Origin of the sequence: Pseudomonas sp. PLB05, from assembly GCF_021106615.1 — a bacterium.
Classification (GTDB): domain Bacteria; phylum Pseudomonadota; class Gammaproteobacteria; order Pseudomonadales; family Pseudomonadaceae; genus Chryseomonas; species Chryseomonas benzopyrenica.
On record NZ_JAJOHO010000001.1, the window covers coordinates 753876 to 768584 of the forward strand.

Consider the following 14709-nt stretch of genomic DNA (forward strand, 5'->3'; position numbering starts at 1 on the left):
TTCAAAAACCTCTCATATCTACGATCATCGACAGGGGGTAGCGGTGTCCGTCCAGGTATTTCTCGATGGCGTCCAGGACCAGGGGGCTGCGTAGTCGGGCCTGCTCGGCGCGGATCTCGTCGAGGGTGAGCCAGACCGCGCGGGTGATGTCGGCGTCCAGGACGCGCCCGGGCTCGTGGGCCAGGGGGCGGGCATGGAAGGCGGTGCGGTAGTAGGTGACGCCATTTCCTGGCGCGACATAGAGGCCGATGCCGATCACGCCCTGGATCTCCACCTGCCAGGCGGTTTCTTCCAGGGTCTCGCGGCGTGCCGCCTCGATCAGGCTCTCGCCCGGCTCCAGGTGGCCGGCCGGCTGGTTGAGCACCAGGCGACCCTGCTTCTCTTCTTCCACCAGCAGGAAGCGACCGGCGTCTTCCACCACGGTGGCCACGGTGACGTGGGCGTGCCAATCCATCTCGGACTCCGCTATCGGTAATCGCGCAGTATACCGCCTAGGGCTTGTCTGAAAAGTCGCCGAGCGAAGGTTAGGCAAGGCGAAAATCAGCGAGGAAGCGGAGTTTACGAGGAGTAAATGAGCATTCCGAGCTGATTTTCAACGCAGTATGACCGAGCGCAGGCAGTTTTCAGGCAAGGCCTAAGCTTTGGCGGTCCCAAATGCAGCGAACCCCGGCCAGGGCCAGGGTTCGCTGTAATCACCCATTCAGGCTGCGGGCGCAGCCCTCAGGTTCAGCCCTTGAGCTGTTCCAAGGCGGCGTTGAGCGTGGCGCTCGGACGCATGGCCTGGCGGGTCTTAGCCTGGTCGGGGTGGTAGTAGCCACCGATGTCCACGGCCTGGCCCTGGACGCCGTTCAACTCGGCGACCACCTTGGCTTCGTCGGCGGTCAGCGACTTGGCCACCGGCTCGAACTGGGCCTTGAGCTGGGCGTCGTCGCTCTGCTCGGCCAGAGCCTGGATCCAGTACAGCGCCAGGTAGAAGTGGCTGCCGCGGTTGTCCAGTTCACCGGCCTTGCGCGACGGCGACTTGTTGCTGTCGAGGAACTGGCCGTTGGCCTGGTCCAGGGTCTTGGCCAGGATCTTGGCCTTGGCGTTACCGGTGGTCTCGCCCAGGTGGTTGAGGGACTCGGCCAGGGCCAGGAACTCGCCCAGGGAATCCCAGCGCAGGTGGTTTTCCTGCACGAACTGCTGGACGTGCTTGGGTGCGGAGCCGCCGGCACCGGTCTCGAACAGGCCGCCGCCGTTCATCAGCGGGACGATGGACAGCATCTTGGCGCTGGTGCCCAGTTCCATGATGGGGAAGAGGTCGGTCAGGTAGTCCCGCAGGACGTTGCCGGTCACCGAGATGGTGTCCTCGCCCTTGCGGATGCGCTCCAGGGACACGCGGGTGGCTTCCTCGGGCGCCAGGACGCGGATGTCCAGGCCGTTGGTGTCGTGATCCTTGAGGTAGCGCTCGACCTTGGCGATGACCTGGGCGTCGTGGGCGCGGTTCTGGTCCAGCCAGAAGATCGCCGGGGTGCCGCTGGCGCGGGCACGGTTGACGGCCAGCTTGACCCAGTCCTGAATCGGCGCGTCCTTGGTCTGGCACATGCGCCAGATGTCACCGGCCTCGACCGAGTGTTCGAAGACCACCTTGCCCTGGTCGTCGGTCACGCGCACGGTACCGTCGGTGGGGATCTGGAAGGTCTTGTCGTGGGAACCGTATTCCTCGGCCTTCTGCGCCATCAGGCCGACGTTGGGTACGCTGCCCATGGTGCTGGGATCGAAGGCGCCGTTCTGCTTGCAGTCCTCGATCACCACCTGGTAGACGCCGGCATAGCAGCGGTCGGGGATGATGGCCTTGGTGTCCTGCAGGTTGCCTTCGGCATTCCACATCTTGCCGGAGTCACGGATCATGGCCGGCATGGAGGCGTCGACGATGACGTCGCTCGGCACATGCAGGTTGGTGATGCCCTTGTCGGAGTTGACCATGGCCAGTGCCGGGCGCTGGGCATACTGGGCGTCGAAGTCGGCCTTGATGGCGGCCTGGGTGGCTTCCGGCAGGCTGGACAGGCGGGCATAGAGGTCGCCGATGCCGTTGTTGCGATCGAAGCCGGCTTCCTTCAAGGCGGTTTCGTGCTTGGTCAGCACGTCCTTGTAGAACTCGCCGACGATGATGCCGAACATGATGGGGTCGGAGACCTTCATCATGGTGGCCTTCAGGTGCACGGAGAACAGCACGCCCTGGGCCTTGGCGTCTTCGATCTGGGCGGCGATGAAGCTCTGCAGGGCCTTGCGGCTCATGGTCGAGGCATCGACGATCTCGCCCGCCTTGACCGCGGTCTTCTCTTTGAGGACCTTGCTGCTGCCGTCCTTGCCGATCAGTTCGATCTTCAGGCTGCCGGCGTTCTCGACGGTGGCCGAGCGCTCGCTGCCATAGAAGTCATGGGCGTCCATGTGGGCGACGTGGGACTTGGAGTCGGCACTCCAGGCGCCCATGCGATGGGGATGCTTGCGGGCGTAGTTCTTTACCGACAGCGGGGCGCGGCGGTCGGAGTTGCCTTCCCGTAGGACCGGGTTCACGGCGCTGCCCTTGACCTTGTCGTAGCGCGCCTTGACGTCCTTTTCCTTGTCGTCCTTGGGCTCATCCGGATAGTCCGGCAGGGCGTAACCCTGACCCTGCAGTTCCTTGATCGCGGCTTTGAGCTGCGGCACCGAGGCGCTGATGTTGGGGAGCTTGATGATGTTGGCTTCGGGAGTGGTGGCCAGTTCGCCGAGTTCGGCGAGGTGGTCGGAGATGCGCTGCTCTTCCTTCAGGTACTCGGGGAAGAGGGCGATGATGCGGCCGGCAAGGGAAATGTCACGGGTTTCGAGGGCGACGCCGGAGGAGGCGGTGATGGCCTCGACGATGGGGAGCAGCGAATAGGTCGCCAGGGCGGGCGCTTCGTCGGTCAGGGTGTAGATGATCTTCGACGTGGTGGACATGTCTTGCTTTAACTCCTCTTTATCACAGCTGTGGCGCGAAGCCGGGCGAGCGAGGATCGACCCTTGAGTCGATAGACGCCCCAAGAAGGCGTTATCGGACCGCGCGACAGGCGCGGCGGCGATGGACGTGCGATGCGACAAAGCGTCGCTGCGGAAGTTGCAGGATCGGCCGATACAGCCAGCGGAACCGGCAGGGCCTGCAGCGACCCGTCAGTCGGCGGAGTATACCAGCGCGGCGCCTGGCGTGCATTCGTGCCACTGCAGCTTGCCTGTGTGGGGAAGTCGCCGGCCCGGAAGGGCCGTCGAACTTGCGCAAGTTCGTCGCAGTGTCAGGTCAATGAGCTTGACCAATCGACGACTGGCGCTGCACGGAAGTTGCTTAAGGGACTAAACTATTGCCCCTCTAAATTTCACGAGGTCGTTATGAAAACCAAGGACAATGCGTCCAAGAGTCGTTCCTGGGCTATCGTCGGGCTGGAAACGCTCGTCATCGTCGCTCTGTCGCTGTACGTCGCCTTTGGCGCCGGGCTGTTCATCAAGCACCACTGCTGGGACACCCTGACCCCGCAACAGCAAGACCAGATTCTCGAGCAGATGAGCCGCAGCGCTCAGGAAAACACCCTGCTCACCTGATTCGCTTTCGCTCGAATCCCTTCTTCTCAAACAATAAGAATCCTTCCTTTTTTCCCGCGCACCGCCTAGGTGTCGAGGTGGCTTCGTCACGTCCAGAGCTCTAGCAGACCAGGTGTTTGCCTGGACTCACGGGGACGGTGGGGGTTGCCTTGGGCAGTACCCTGGGCGAGGACATCGCCACGGGGCGGGCGCGCCGCGCCAGGCGCAGCATGGCCCAGAGTATGGCCAGCGACAGGGCTAGCCAGCCAAGTATCAGAAGAAGGATGTAGGTCGCAGGAGTCATTGACGTTCACCGTACGGCTGTCTCGGAAAGGTGTCTTTGCTGGGACACATTTCTCTAGACTCGTCAATAGCTATCCTGTTCAGGCTTTCCCGACGAGGGGTCCAACCGGGCACCGCTCGCGCGGAGCCCGGTGGATGGGGATCACAGGAACAGGTGCGCCAGCCAGAACAGGCCGGCGGAGAGGGCCATGGAGGCCGGCAGGGTCAGGACCCAGGCCATGAGGATGTTGCGCACCGTGCTGCCCTGCAGGCCGCTGCGGTTGGCGACCATGGTGCCGGCCACGCCCGAGGACAGCACGTGGGTGGTGGAGACGGGCAGGGCGAAGACGTTGGCCATGCCGATGGCCGCCACCGCCGTCACCTGGGCGCTGACGCCTTGGGCATAGGTCATGCCCTGGCGGCCGATCTTCTCGCCCACGGTGAGCACCACGCGGCGCCAGCCGACCATGGTGCCGATGCCCAGGGCCAGGGCGACGGCGATGATGACCCAGAAGGGGGCGTATTCGGTGGTGCTGGTGAGGTCCTTGCGCAGGCGGCTGAGATCGTCGCGATCACGCGCGGTCAGCACCGGCAGCTTGCTCACCTTCTTGGCGGTGTCGTCCAGGCACAGCAGGTAGCGACGCACCTGCTGGCGATGGTCGTCGCTCATGGCACGGTAGTCGGTGACGCCTTCCAGGTCGGCCAGCAGCGCCTGCAGCGTTGGTACGGTCATGTGCGGGGCGCAGCGGAATTCCTGGGGCAGGTCGCGATTGCCGGGTACTTCGGCGAGGAAGTCCTTGAGGTTGTCGCCCTGGCGCTCATAGAACTGGCCCAGGTGGATGGCGGCGTCACGGGTCCGTTCGATCTGGTAGGTGGTGCTGTCCAGATCCAGCACGAACTTGGCCGGGACGATACCGATGAGCACCAGCATGATCAGGCCGATGCCTTTCTGGCCGTCGTTGGATCCATGCACGAAACTCATGCCCATGGCCGAGAGGACCAGCATCAGGCGATTCCAGAAGGGTGGGTGCTTCTTGGCATCCAGTTCGCGGCGCTGTTCCGGGGTCTTGTGCATCTTCGACAGCGGTCGCCAGCGCTTGAGCGCGAGCAGCAGCAGACCGGCGACGGCGAAGCCGGCCAGTGGCGAGAAGATCAGCGACAGGCCGATGTCGATCGCCTTCTGCCAGTTCACCCCTTCGCTCACCGGGATACCGGTCAACAGGGCGTTGGTCACGCCGACGACAAGGATGGAGCCGATCAGGGTGTGGGAGCTGGAGGCGGGGATACCGAAGTACCAGGTGCCCAGGTTCCAGGTGATGGCGGCGGCGAGCAGAGAAAACACCATGGCCAGGCCGTGGCCGGTGTTGACGTTGATCAGCAGCTCCACCGGCAAGAGGTGGACGATGGCGTAGGCGACGCCGACGCCACCGAGCAGCACGCCGAGGAAGTTGAAGATGCCGGAAAAGAACACCGCGAGGTGCGGGGGCATCGCTTTGGTGTAGATCACCGTGGCGACGGCGTTGGCGGTGTCGTGAAAGCCGTTGATGAATTCAAAGGCCAGCACAAAGGCCAAGGCCAAGACGAGGCTGATGGCGACCCAGGCGTGGAGTCCGCTGAAAAGTTCGAACATGGGGATACGTCGACAGTTGGCAGGCGCGAATTATGGCAGAAAAATGACTGCCGCCATCGGCACCTTGAATGGGAGGGAAAAATTAAGGCTTGTCTGAACAGCAGCCGAGCGAAGGTCAGGCAAGGCGAAAATCAGCGAGGAAGCGGAGTTTACGAGGGGTAAATGAGCATTCCGGGAAGATTTTCAACGCAGTATGGCCGAGCGCAAGCGCTTTTCCGACAAGCCTAGGCGCCGCGGTAGATGCAGCCACAGGTACAGGTCTCATGGACGCGAACCTGGCTGAGTTCGGGGAGCAGGGGCTTGAGCTGTTGCCAGATCCAGCGCGCGAGCACTTCGCTGGTAGGGTTCTCGAGACCCGGGATGTCGTTCAGATAATGGTGGTCGAGACGCTCGTACAGGGGTTTGAAGGCGGCCTTGATATCGGCGAAATCCCGGACCCAGCCGGTATGGGGATCGACAGCACCTTCGATGTGCAGGCCTACCTTGAAGGAATGCCCATGGAGACGTCCGCACTTGTGACCTGCCGGAACATTGGGCAGGAAGTGCGCGGCTTCGAAAATGAATTCTTTGAAAATTTCCACGATAACCACTCGCGTTGGGCCACGGGGTGTGGCGGCTGCGGGGCGGCAGTCTATCAGCTCGACACCGCCTTGCCGAACCTCGCGGTCGCCGACCAGGGGCGGCGGTCTAACCCGGCATCGACCACGGCTCCAGCAGGTAGCCGTCGCGTGCCAGCTCCAGGCGAGTCTGCTCGATCAGGGCGGCGAGATGGCCGGCATGGCTGTATTGACTGCGCGCGACATGGGCGATCGAGGCCAGTACCCGGGCGCCGTCGGTCACCTCAAGGGAAAAGCTGGCGTCGCTGGGATCTTCGCGGACGTTGCCGCGCAGGGGCAGAAAGGCCTTTTCGACGATGTGGACGGCACGGGCGAGATCGATGGACATGGGCGGACTCCTCGGCAGGGGGCTTTCAATAGAGGGCCAGGGTCAGGAGAAATTCGGATTTGCCTTCACCGGCGGGCTTAGGCAGTCTCCCGGTCTTTGTCTGGACGATTTCCCATGCGCAGCAGCAATCCTCGTACCTTCTGGGCTCTGGTCGGCCTGGCCGCCGCCTTTGGTCTCGCCGGCCTGATCGGCAATCGAGTGGGCTGGGAACGGTTGGAGATCGGCTATCGAACGGTACCGTCGCCCAGCGGGCTGGACATCGGCGTGGCCGGTCAGGTCATCACCGGCCTGCCGTCCCTGTGCATCGCCCTGGCGTTGGTCACCGTGGTGACGGCGCTGATCATTCGGGGTGGGCGCCGCTTTCGTTCGCGGCTGCCCCTGCCGGTGACGGCGGGCATTCTCTGGGTGCTGCTGGCGGGCCTGCTGGTGCTCTTCTATCCCAGTACCTTGGCGTTCCAGTGGGAGAATCATCGCAGCGCGGCGGAGATCGACTTCTATGTCCTGCAGGATCGCCCCGGTCCCTTCCAGGGCACGGCGCAAAAGAGCCAGCGACTGACCTACTACCGCGACTGCGGCGATACCGGGCAGACGGCCTGCCCGGTGTTCGAGTGCGTGGTGGAGCGGCGCAGCTGGCTGGGAGGCCTGCAGAAGATCGAAGGCTTCTACCCGGGCCTGGACCAGGAACGTCAGCTGGAGCTGCTGCGTACCCGTTGCCTGCTCGGCACGCCGTGACCGACGAAACCGCCGGTCTGGTGACGCCATAGGCGGGCATAGAGGCCGTTGTAGGCGATCAGTTCGTCATGGGAACCCATCTCGACGATCTGGCCACGTTCCATGACCACCAGGCGGTCCATGCGCGAGATGGTCGACAGCCGGTGGGCGATGGCGATCACCGTCTTGCCTTCCATCAAGGTTTCCAGACTCTCCTGGATCGCGGCCTCCACCTCGGAGTCGAGGGCGGAGGTGGCTTCGTCCAGCAGCAGGATGGGCGCGTCCTTGAGCAGGGTGCGGGCGATGGCGATGCGCTGGCGCTGACCGCCGGAGAGCTTGACGCCGCGTTCACCCACCTGGGCATCCAGCCCGGTACGACCATGGGCGTCGGTGATGCGGGCGATGAAGTCATCGGCCTTGGCCTTGCGCAGGGCGGCGTGCAGTTCTTCATCAGTGGCCTCGGGACGGCCATAGAGCAGATTCTCGCGGATCGAGCGGTGCAGCAGCGAGGTGTCCTGGGTGACCACGCCGATCTGGCATCTCAGGCTTTCCTGGGTGACATGGGCGATGTCCTGGCCGTCGACCAGGATGCGACCGCCTTCCAGGTCATAGAGGCGCAAGAGCACGTTGATCAGCGTGGACTTGCCGGCGCCCGAGGGGCCGACCAGGCCAATCTTCTCGCCCGGGGCCACGTCCAGGGTCAGGCCTTCGATGATGCCGGCGCCCTTGCCGTAGTGGAAGGCGATGTCCTCGAACAGCACCGCGCCGCGGGTCACCTGCAGCGGCTTGGCGTCCGGGGCGTCGCCGACCTGGCGCGGCTTGGCGATGGTGCTCATGCCGTCCTGCACCATGCCGATGTTCTCGAAGATGCCGTTGACCACCCACATGATCCAGCCGGACATGCTGTTGATGCGGATCACCAGGCCGGTGGCCAGAGCGATGGCGCCGACGCTGATGACGCCCTGGTGCCAGAGCCAGAGGGCCAGGCCCGTGGTGCCAGCAATGAGGAAGCCGCTGAGGATGGCGATGGTCACGCCCATGGCGGTGATCAGGCGGGCGGCGCTCTCGGCTTTCTCGGTCTGCTCTTCCATGGCCTGGCGGGCGTATTGCTCCTCCTGGGCCGAGTGGGAAAAGAGCTTGAGGGTGGAGATGTTGGTGTAGCCGTCGACGATGCGCCCGGAAAGCTGCGAGCGGGATTCCGAGGCGATGGCCGAGCGCTCCTTGGTCTGGGGCACGAAATACCAGAGGGCGATGACGTAGCCGATGATCCAGAGGACCAGCGGGACCATCAGCCAGACGTCGGCCTGGGCGAACAGGATCAGCGAGGTGACGGCGAAGATCAGCACGTGCCAGATGGCGTCCACCGCCTGCACCGCCGAATCGCGCAGGGAGACGCCGGTCTGCATGATGCGGTTGGAGATGCGCCCGGCGAAGTCGCTGTGGAAGAAGCCCAGGCTCTGCTTGAGCACGTAGCGATGGTTCTGCCAGCGGATCAGGGTGGTGAGGCTGGGGGTGATGGTCTGGTGCACCAGCAGATCGTGCAGGCTGATGAACAAGGGGCGGATGACCAGGGTGACCACCGCCATCCAGATCAGGGTGCCGCCGTGCTCCTGGAAGAACACCGTGCTGTTGGGCGCGCTGCCCGCCAGGTCGACCAGTTGGCCGATGAAATTGAAGAGGGCGACCTCGATGAGGGCGCCGATCAGGCCGACCACCAACAGCAGGGCGAAGGCCGGCCAGGCTTGCTTGAGGAAGTGGAGATAGAAGGCGCCGACCCCAGTGGGCGGCATTTCATCGGGGGCTTCCCGGAACGCATCGATGATGCGTTCGAAGCGGCGAAAGATCATGCGGGGTCCTTGTAGAGAGGAGACAGCGTATCGCGTCGCCGGAAGGGGGACCTCGCCGTTGGGACTGGATGACCGGCGCGCGGCATCCAGCCGGACGGGTCGGCTTACAGCCGTTTGGCAGCGAGAATCATGACCGGTTCACGGGGAATGTCGCGCAGCATGCCTTGGCGGGTGGTCTGGACGCCGGCGATCTGGTCGACGACTTCCATGCCGCGCACGACCTTGCCGAATACGGCGTAGCCGAAGTCGCGCGAACCGTGGTCGAGGAAGGCATTGTTCTCGACGTTGATGAAGAATTGACTGGTGGCGGAGTTGACGTCCGAGGTGCGCGCCATGGCCAGGGTGCCGCGCAGATTCTTCAGGCCGTTGTCGGCTTCGTTCTTGATCGGGGCCTTGGTGCGCTTCTCCTGCATGTCGCGGGTGTAGCCGCCGCCCTGAATCATGAAGCCGGGGATGACGCGGTGGAACAGGGTGCCCTTGTAGAAGCCGCTGTCGACATAGCCCAGGAAATTCTCGGTGCTGACCGGCGCCTTGGCCGCATCCAGTTCGACCTCGATGTCACCCTTGTTGGTGCTGATGAGCACGTGCGGATTGTCCGCGGCCCAGGCGGTGGAGGCGACGAACAGGGCGCAGGCGGCAAGCAGGGCTTTGAACATGATGGATCCTTGAGTGGCGGAGACGACTGGCGAACGATAGCAACCCGGCTGGCACCCCGCCACGGTCAGCGTGGCAGGGCATGTTTGCGCAACAGGTTCATGAGGATCTGTGAGGCCGGGCCCAGCTCGTGCTGGCGCGTCTTGTAGAGCTGGAAGGGATGGAAGCGCTGGGCGCCCTGTTCCAGCGGCAGCGGCTTGAGCAGGCCGGCGTCGAGATCGGTCTGGATGGCGTCCCGGGGCAGCCAGGCGAAGCCCAGGCCGTCACGCAGGAAGGTGGCGGCGGTACTGATGCTGCCTACCGTCCAGCGCTGTTCGGCGGCCAGCCAGCCGGCATCCCGCGGCTGGGCGCGGCCACTGTCGCGGATGACGATCTGCAGCTGCTCTTCCAGATCGGCGGTCACCAGGGTGCGCTGCAATTGATGAAGCGGATGCTCGGGATGGGCGACAGCGACGAACTCGACATTGCCCAGGGAGGCGCCCAGGTGGGCCGCGATCACCAGGCCGGTGATCGCCAGGTCCGCCGAGCCGTCGAGCAGGGCCTCTTCCACCCCGGATAGGACCTCTTCGCGCAGCCGTACCCGGCAGCCACGACTCTGCGGCATGAATTCGCGCAGGCACAGCAGCAGGGGGCGAGTGGGATAGGCGGCATCTACCACCAGCCGCACCTCGGACTCCCAGCCCTGCTCCATGTGATAGGCCAGTTCCTCCAACTGGCTGGCCTGCTGTACCAGGCGCCGCGAACGGCGCAAGAGCACGGCGCCGGCATCGGTCAGCACGGCGCGGCGGCCCTCCAGGCGCAACAGCGGCACGCCGAGCTGCTCCTGCATGCGGGCGACGGTATAGCTGACCGACGACTGGGAGCGATGCAGCACCTCGGCGGCCTGGGCATAGCCGCCGTGATCCACCACCGCCTGCAGGGTCCGCCACTGATCGAGGGAAACGCGAGGAGTCTTCATCGAGCGCTCTGGGGCCACGAAAGGGCGCATGTTAGTGCCTGCGGGGGTGATGGGAAAACGCGGCGGCCATCACGGCCTGAAAAAATGTCGGACGCCGGGTCAAATGTCCCGTCGGCGCTGCCCTCCAAGCCAGCCGATGAGTGTCCCCCTCTAGGCAAGACAAGGAGTCTCCATGTCGTCATTCAAGGCGTTGCTGGGTTGTTGTCTGGTCATCGCGCCGCTGCTGGTCCAGGCCGAGGAATCCGTCGCGGCGGCCGTCGAGCCCATCGATATCGACGGCATGAACATCAGCCGGACCCTCGACTGCGAGGGGCGGGACGTGTCCCTGTCCGGCGAGGGCAATACCCTGACGTTGAAAGGTCAGTGCGGCACCGTGACCGTCTACGGCAGTCATCATCGGCTGGTGCTCGACGGCGCCCAGGCGCTGACCATTCATGGCCTGGGCAGCGTCACCACGGTCAGGGGCGCGGTGGCCAGTCTGAGCATCGGCGGTGGCTATCAGCAGGTGCAGGCCAAGGTGCGTGGCAGCGACGGCATCGCCAAGGTCGATGCCTATGGCTACGGCGCCAAGGCACGGCTGACCCTGCTCAGCCAGGCCGACATCGCCGTGGGCGGTTCCAATCAGCAGGTCTACTGGTCCCGCGCGGCCGGCGTGGCCGAGCCCAAGACCCTGGTCTCGGGCGCCGATAACGTGCTGCAGGCCAATCAGTCGGTGGCGGCGCTTACCGGTGCCGAACCCTCGGGCCTGAACGCCACTCGCTAGACTGCGATAAGCCGGGGGTTTCCCTCCGGCAACGGGCGCGTTAAGGTCGCGCACCTTTTTCGTGCGTCGCCGCCATGCCCTACCTTCTGCTCGTCACCCTTATCTGGGCGTTTTCCTTCAGCCTGATCGGCGAGTACCTCGCCGGTCGGGTCGACAGCGATTTCGCCGTGCTGGTCCGCGTGGCCATCGCCTTCGTGCTGTTCCTGCCCTTCACCCGCTGGCATGGAGTGCCGGGGCGCTTCGCCCTGGGGCTGATGGCGGCAGGCGCCCTGCAATTCGGCATCACCTATCTGTGCCTGTATCGCAGCTTCGCCGTGCTGACGGTGCCGGAGGTGCTGCTGTTCACCGTGCTCACGCCAATCTATGTGACCCTGCTTGACGATGCCTGGCAGCGCCGCTTCCGCCTCTGGTCGCTGCTGGCCGCCGTGGTGGCGGTCGGGGGCGCGGCGCTGATCCGCTTCCAGCCGCTGACCGGTGACTACCTGCTGGGCTTTCTCTTGCTGCAGGTGGCCAACCTGACCTTCGCCGCCGGCCAGGTGCTGTGCAAGCACCTGGGGCACGCCTATGCCGGGCAGGGTGCGCTGCATCGCTACTTCGGGCTGTTCTTTCTCGGCGCCCTGCTGGTGGCGGCGCTGTCCTTTCTGTTGTTCGGCAATCCGGCGCGGCTGCCCAGCACCGGCCTGCAGTGGGGTGTGCTGATCTGGATGGGCGTGTTCGCCACGGCGCTCGGTCTCTACTGGTGGACGCTGGGCTCGTTGCGGGTCAATGGCGGCACCCTGGCGATCATGAACGAGGCCCACGTGCCGGCGGGTCTGCTGGTCAGCCTGCTGATCTGGCAGCACCCAGCCGATCTGCCTAGGCTGTTGCTGGGCGGCGGCATCATCCTGCTGTCGCTGTTCATCAACCGTCTGGGGCGTCAGTCATGAACGTGCTGTCCGGCAAGGGTCTGGGCCTTTCGGTGCTGTCGTCGGTGCTGTTCGCACTGATGCCGGTGTACTTCGCCTGGCTGGCGCCGCTGGACGGCCTGCAGGTGGTGGCCCTGCGGGTGGTCTGGTCGCTGCCGATGGTGCTCCTGCTGGTGGTGGTCCTGAGCGAGGGCAAGGCCCTGTTGGCCACGCTCAAGCGGCTGGTGCGCGAGCCCCGACTGTGCCTGGCCATCCCGGCGGCGGCGCTGCTGATGGGCATCCAGTGGTGGGTGTTCGTCTGGGCGACCATGAATGGCGAGGCCATGGCGATGTCGCTGGGCTATTTCCTGCTGCCCCTGGCCATCGTGCTGACCGGGCGGCTGGTCTATGGCGAGCGCCTGCGACCGCTGCAGCGCCTGGCAGTGGCCTGTGCGCTGCTGGGGGTGATCAACGAGGTCTGGGTGACCGGGGCGCTGTCCTGGGTCAGCCTGCTGCCGGTGCTGGGCTATCCGCCGTATTTCGTCCTGCGCCGCTGGATGGCAGTGGATGCGCTGTCCGGCTTCGTCCTGGAGATGTGCTGCCTGCTGCCCTTCGCGCTGCTTGCGCTGCACTGGTTTTCGCCCAGCCTGATCCTGCAGCAGACACCCTGGCTATGGGCACTGCTGCCGGGGCTGGGTCTGCTCAGCGCCATCGCCTTCGCCGCCATGCTGGCCTCCAGCCGCATGCTGCCGCTGAGTCTGTTCGGCATCCTCAGCTATGTGGAGCCGGCGCTGCTGGTCTTCGTCGCCCTCTATGTGCTCGGTGAGCAGCTGCCGGAGGGCGCCATCTGGACCTATGGTCCCATCTGGCTGGCGGTGGCCTGGGTCTGCCTGGACAGTGCGCGCCTGCTGCGCAAGCAACTAAGGCGCGCGCCCGTCAATCCCTAGAGTGCCAGGGTCGGGCACTCGGCCGCGGCGAAAAAGAACTCGTCGCAGTTGGGCAGGCTGCCGGCGCGATCAACGATGAGGAATTCGTCCTCGTCACGCAGGGCCAGCACCGGATGGTGCCAGACCCCGGCGTGGTAGTTGATGCCCTGGCGGCCATCGGTGCGAAAGACGCGGATGGCGCCGGCATCCGGGGCTGGCGCCAGCGGCGCCACCACCACCAGAAAGGGTTCGCCGCATAGCGGGACGAAGGCCTGGCTGCCGTGGGGATGCCGTTCGAGCATGGTGATGGTCAGCGGATAGTCCAGGCGCCGGGCGCGAAAGATGCTGATGATCGCCGTGCCGTCCGCCGGCCCTGTCTCGACCCGCGCCAGGGCGTGGTATCTCTGGGTCGAGCCATTGTTGATGGGAAACCAATCCCGGCCCGCCGTCTCGATGACTTCGCCGAAGGGCGCGAAGCCCTCGGCGGTCAGCGGCTCGATGCGCAGTGGCCGGCTCATGCCTGGCCCCGGGCGACCTTGCCGAACAGCCGCAGGCGGCTGACGCCGCCGTCCGGGAAGATGTTCAGGCGCACGTGGGTGATGGGGCCAAGATCGCGCACCTGCTCGCGGAAGCTGTGCTCCTGGTGCATCTGCAGCTTTTGCGGCGGCAGCAGCTCCTTCCAGAACAGGCTCTGAGTCTCGATCTGGCCGTCGGTACCGCCGCGCACATAGGCGCCCTGGATCTGGCAGCTGTCCGGGTAATTGCCCTTGAAGTGCAGGGTGTCCACCAGAATCTCTTCGACGATGCCGGCGTGGCCCAGGGCGATGATCACCCAGTCGTTGCCAGGGGTGCGGCGGCGCGCGGTTTCCCAGCCGTCGGCCATGCTGTCGGCGCGACCCGGATTGAGGATGTTACTCATGCGGCCATAGTGTTCGTCGTTGCAGGCAAGGGCGCGTCCGCCGTTGAGGGCGGCGGCTAGGTCCAGCACCTCGTCTTCGGCCTGGGTCGACCAGTCGCGATGGGGAATGCCGTAGACCCGCAGGCGGGCCACGCCGCCATCGGGATAGATGTTCAGGCGCAGGTGGGTCCAGGGGCGGTCATCGGCGATGGCATGGTAGTGGTGGCTATTGCCCTGCATCTCGATGGCCGGCAGCACCTCGGTCCAGGCAGCGTCTTCGGCCGGATCGCCCTCGGCACAGAAGCAGGCTTCCAGGGAGGCGGAGGGCGGATAGTTGCCGGTGAACCAGCGGGTGTCGATGTCGACGCCCTTGATCGAGCCGGGCACGCCCAGGCGGATCACCGCATGGTCGTAGCCTTCGAACCTCTTGCGCCGCGATTCCCAGCCGTCCATCCACTTGCCGTTGTCGTCGTAGACGCCTTCCTTCCACTCCGGCTCGTGGGACTGGAGCATGCGGTCGGCGGCGGCGAACCAGTCGTCGGTGACGCTGATGACGCGGGTGCCGAGGCGGGCATCGGCGAGGTTGAGGTACTTCTCGAAGGGCGCGGCGTGGGTGCGTTTCATGGGGTGCTCTTGTCGGA

Annotated in this window: 15 protein-coding genes; 5 read left to right on the plus strand and 10 right to left on the minus strand. The window is 65.1% G+C overall.

Going from position 1 to position 14709, the window contains the following annotated elements; all coding sequences use genetic code 11:
* Nucleotide 1 precedes the first annotated feature (1 nt).
* Together LRS53_RS03500 and LRS53_RS03505 are read right to left on the minus strand one after the other, a co-directional pair.
* Nucleotides 2-454 carry an NUDIX hydrolase gene (locus LRS53_RS03500; RefSeq protein ID WP_231354944.1) on the minus strand — a complete coding sequence of 151 codons (453 nt, stop codon included), beginning with the start codon at nucleotides 452-454 and terminating at the stop codon, nucleotides 2-4.
* Nucleotides 455-726: 272 nt separating this feature from the next.
* Nucleotides 727-2958, minus strand: coding sequence for an NADP-dependent isocitrate dehydrogenase (locus LRS53_RS03505; RefSeq protein ID WP_231354945.1), 2232 nt, complete (start codon nucleotides 2956-2958; stop codon nucleotides 727-729).
* A 423-nt stretch (nucleotides 2959-3381) separates the two neighbouring features.
* Between LRS53_RS03505 and LRS53_RS03510 the strand changes: the two genes are divergently transcribed.
* A complete protein-coding gene (locus LRS53_RS03510; protein ID WP_007158876.1) occupies nucleotides 3382-3591 on the plus strand; it encodes a hypothetical protein in 210 nt (69 codons plus the stop codon).
* Nucleotides 3592-4015: 424 nt separating this feature from the next.
* On the opposite strand, the gene LRS53_RS03515 is transcribed toward LRS53_RS03510, so the two are convergent.
* The 3 genes from LRS53_RS03515 to LRS53_RS03525 form a co-directional block, all read right to left on the minus strand.
* Nucleotides 4016-5482, minus strand: a complete 1467-nt coding sequence (locus LRS53_RS03515; RefSeq protein WP_231354946.1) for an inorganic phosphate transporter — start codon at nucleotides 5480-5482, stop codon at nucleotides 4016-4018.
* 224 nt (nucleotides 5483-5706) lie between these two features.
* Nucleotides 5707-6063, minus strand: a complete 357-nt coding sequence (queD, locus tag LRS53_RS03520; protein ID WP_231354947.1) for a 6-carboxytetrahydropterin synthase QueD — start codon at nucleotides 6061-6063, stop codon at nucleotides 5707-5709.
* Between the two features lie 106 nt (nucleotides 6064-6169).
* Nucleotides 6170-6427 carry a hypothetical protein gene (locus LRS53_RS03525; protein WP_093252321.1) on the minus strand — a complete coding sequence of 86 codons (258 nt, stop codon included), beginning with the start codon at nucleotides 6425-6427 and terminating at the stop codon, nucleotides 6170-6172.
* Between the two features lie 114 nt (nucleotides 6428-6541).
* On the opposite strand from LRS53_RS03525, the gene LRS53_RS03530 reads away from it, so the two are divergent.
* Nucleotides 6542-7159: a hypothetical protein gene (locus tag LRS53_RS03530; protein ID WP_231354948.1), complete on the plus strand. Its 618-nt coding sequence runs from the start codon at nucleotides 6542-6544 to the stop codon at nucleotides 7157-7159.
* Here the strand turns inward: LRS53_RS03530 and LRS53_RS03535 are convergent.
* From LRS53_RS03535 to LRS53_RS03545, 3 genes are all read right to left on the minus strand, one after another.
* Complete coding sequence (locus tag LRS53_RS03535; protein ID WP_231354949.1) at nucleotides 7114-8985, minus strand: ABC transporter ATP-binding protein; 1872 nt, start codon at nucleotides 8983-8985, stop codon at nucleotides 7114-7116. The two genes, LRS53_RS03530 and LRS53_RS03535, sit on opposite strands and share 46 nt — an antisense overlap.
* A 104-nt stretch (nucleotides 8986-9089) precedes the next feature.
* Nucleotides 9090-9644, minus strand: coding sequence for a peptidylprolyl isomerase (locus LRS53_RS03540; protein WP_026083888.1), 555 nt, complete (start codon nucleotides 9642-9644; stop codon nucleotides 9090-9092).
* 62 nt (nucleotides 9645-9706) lie between these two features.
* Entirely contained in the window at nucleotides 9707-10597 is an 891-nt protein-coding gene (locus LRS53_RS03545) for a LysR family transcriptional regulator (RefSeq protein ID WP_231354950.1), read from the minus strand.
* A gap of 172 nt (nucleotides 10598-10769) precedes the next feature.
* On the opposite strand from LRS53_RS03545, the gene LRS53_RS03550 reads away from it, so the two are divergent.
* From LRS53_RS03550 to rarD, 3 genes are all read left to right on the plus strand, one after another.
* Nucleotides 10770-11360, plus strand: coding sequence for a DUF3060 domain-containing protein (locus LRS53_RS03550; protein WP_231354951.1), 591 nt, complete (start codon nucleotides 10770-10772; stop codon nucleotides 11358-11360).
* A 74-nt stretch (nucleotides 11361-11434) separates the two neighbouring features.
* Nucleotides 11435-12286, plus strand: coding sequence for an EamA family transporter (locus LRS53_RS03555; RefSeq protein WP_231354952.1), 852 nt, complete (start codon nucleotides 11435-11437; stop codon nucleotides 12284-12286).
* Entirely contained in the window at nucleotides 12283-13191 is a 909-nt protein-coding gene (gene rarD, locus LRS53_RS03560) for an EamA family transporter RarD (RefSeq protein ID WP_231354953.1), read from the plus strand. Before LRS53_RS03555 ends, rarD begins: the two co-directional genes overlap by 4 nt.
* Here rarD and LRS53_RS03565 read toward each other — a convergent pair.
* A complete protein-coding gene (locus LRS53_RS03565) occupies nucleotides 13188-13688 on the minus strand; it encodes an ureidoglycolate lyase (protein ID WP_231354954.1) in 501 nt (166 codons plus the stop codon). The two genes, rarD and LRS53_RS03565, sit on opposite strands and share 4 nt — an antisense overlap.
* The gene (gene alc / locus LRS53_RS03570) at nucleotides 13685-14692 is read right to left on the minus strand and encodes an allantoicase (RefSeq protein WP_231354955.1); all 1008 of its coding nucleotides are present in this window, start codon (nucleotides 14690-14692) and stop codon (nucleotides 13685-13687) included. Before alc ends, LRS53_RS03565 begins: the two co-directional genes overlap by 4 nt.
* Nucleotides 14693-14709: the final 17 nt, after the last annotated feature.

Bases quoted from the DNA above. Each gene is read 5' to 3' on its own strand.
- rarD (WP_231354953.1), top strand. From the start codon at position 12,283: ATGAACGTGCTGTCCGGCAAGGGTCTGGGCCTTTCGGTGCTGTCGTCG.
- LRS53_RS03545 (WP_231354950.1), bottom strand. From the start codon at position 10,597: ATGAAGACTCCTCGCGTTTCCCTCGATCAGTGGCGGACCCTGCAGGCG.
- LRS53_RS03550 (WP_231354951.1), top strand. From the start codon at position 10,770: ATGTCGTCATTCAAGGCGTTGCTGGGTTGTTGTCTGGTCATCGCGCCG.
- LRS53_RS03555 (WP_231354952.1), top strand. From the start codon at position 11,435: ATGCCCTACCTTCTGCTCGTCACCCTTATCTGGGCGTTTTCCTTCAGC.
- LRS53_RS03525 (WP_093252321.1), bottom strand. From the start codon at position 6,427: ATGTCCATCGATCTCGCCCGTGCCGTCCACATCGTCGAAAAGGCCTTT.
- LRS53_RS03500 (WP_231354944.1), bottom strand. From the start codon at position 454: ATGGATTGGCACGCCCACGTCACCGTGGCCACCGTGGTGGAAGACGCC.
- LRS53_RS03535 (WP_231354949.1), bottom strand. From the start codon at position 8,985: ATGATCTTTCGCCGCTTCGAACGCATCATCGATGCGTTCCGGGAAGCC.
- LRS53_RS03505 (WP_231354945.1), bottom strand. From the start codon at position 2,958: ATGTCCACCACGTCGAAGATCATCTACACCCTGACCGACGAAGCGCCC.
- LRS53_RS03565 (WP_231354954.1), bottom strand. From the start codon at position 13,688: ATGAGCCGGCCACTGCGCATCGAGCCGCTGACCGCCGAGGGCTTCGCG.
- LRS53_RS03510 (WP_007158876.1), top strand. From the start codon at position 3,382: ATGAAAACCAAGGACAATGCGTCCAAGAGTCGTTCCTGGGCTATCGTC.
- alc (WP_231354955.1), bottom strand. From the start codon at position 14,692: ATGAAACGCACCCACGCCGCGCCCTTCGAGAAGTACCTCAACCTCGCC.
- LRS53_RS03515 (WP_231354946.1), bottom strand. From the start codon at position 5,482: ATGTTCGAACTTTTCAGCGGACTCCACGCCTGGGTCGCCATCAGCCTC.
- LRS53_RS03530 (WP_231354948.1), top strand. From the start codon at position 6,542: ATGCGCAGCAGCAATCCTCGTACCTTCTGGGCTCTGGTCGGCCTGGCC.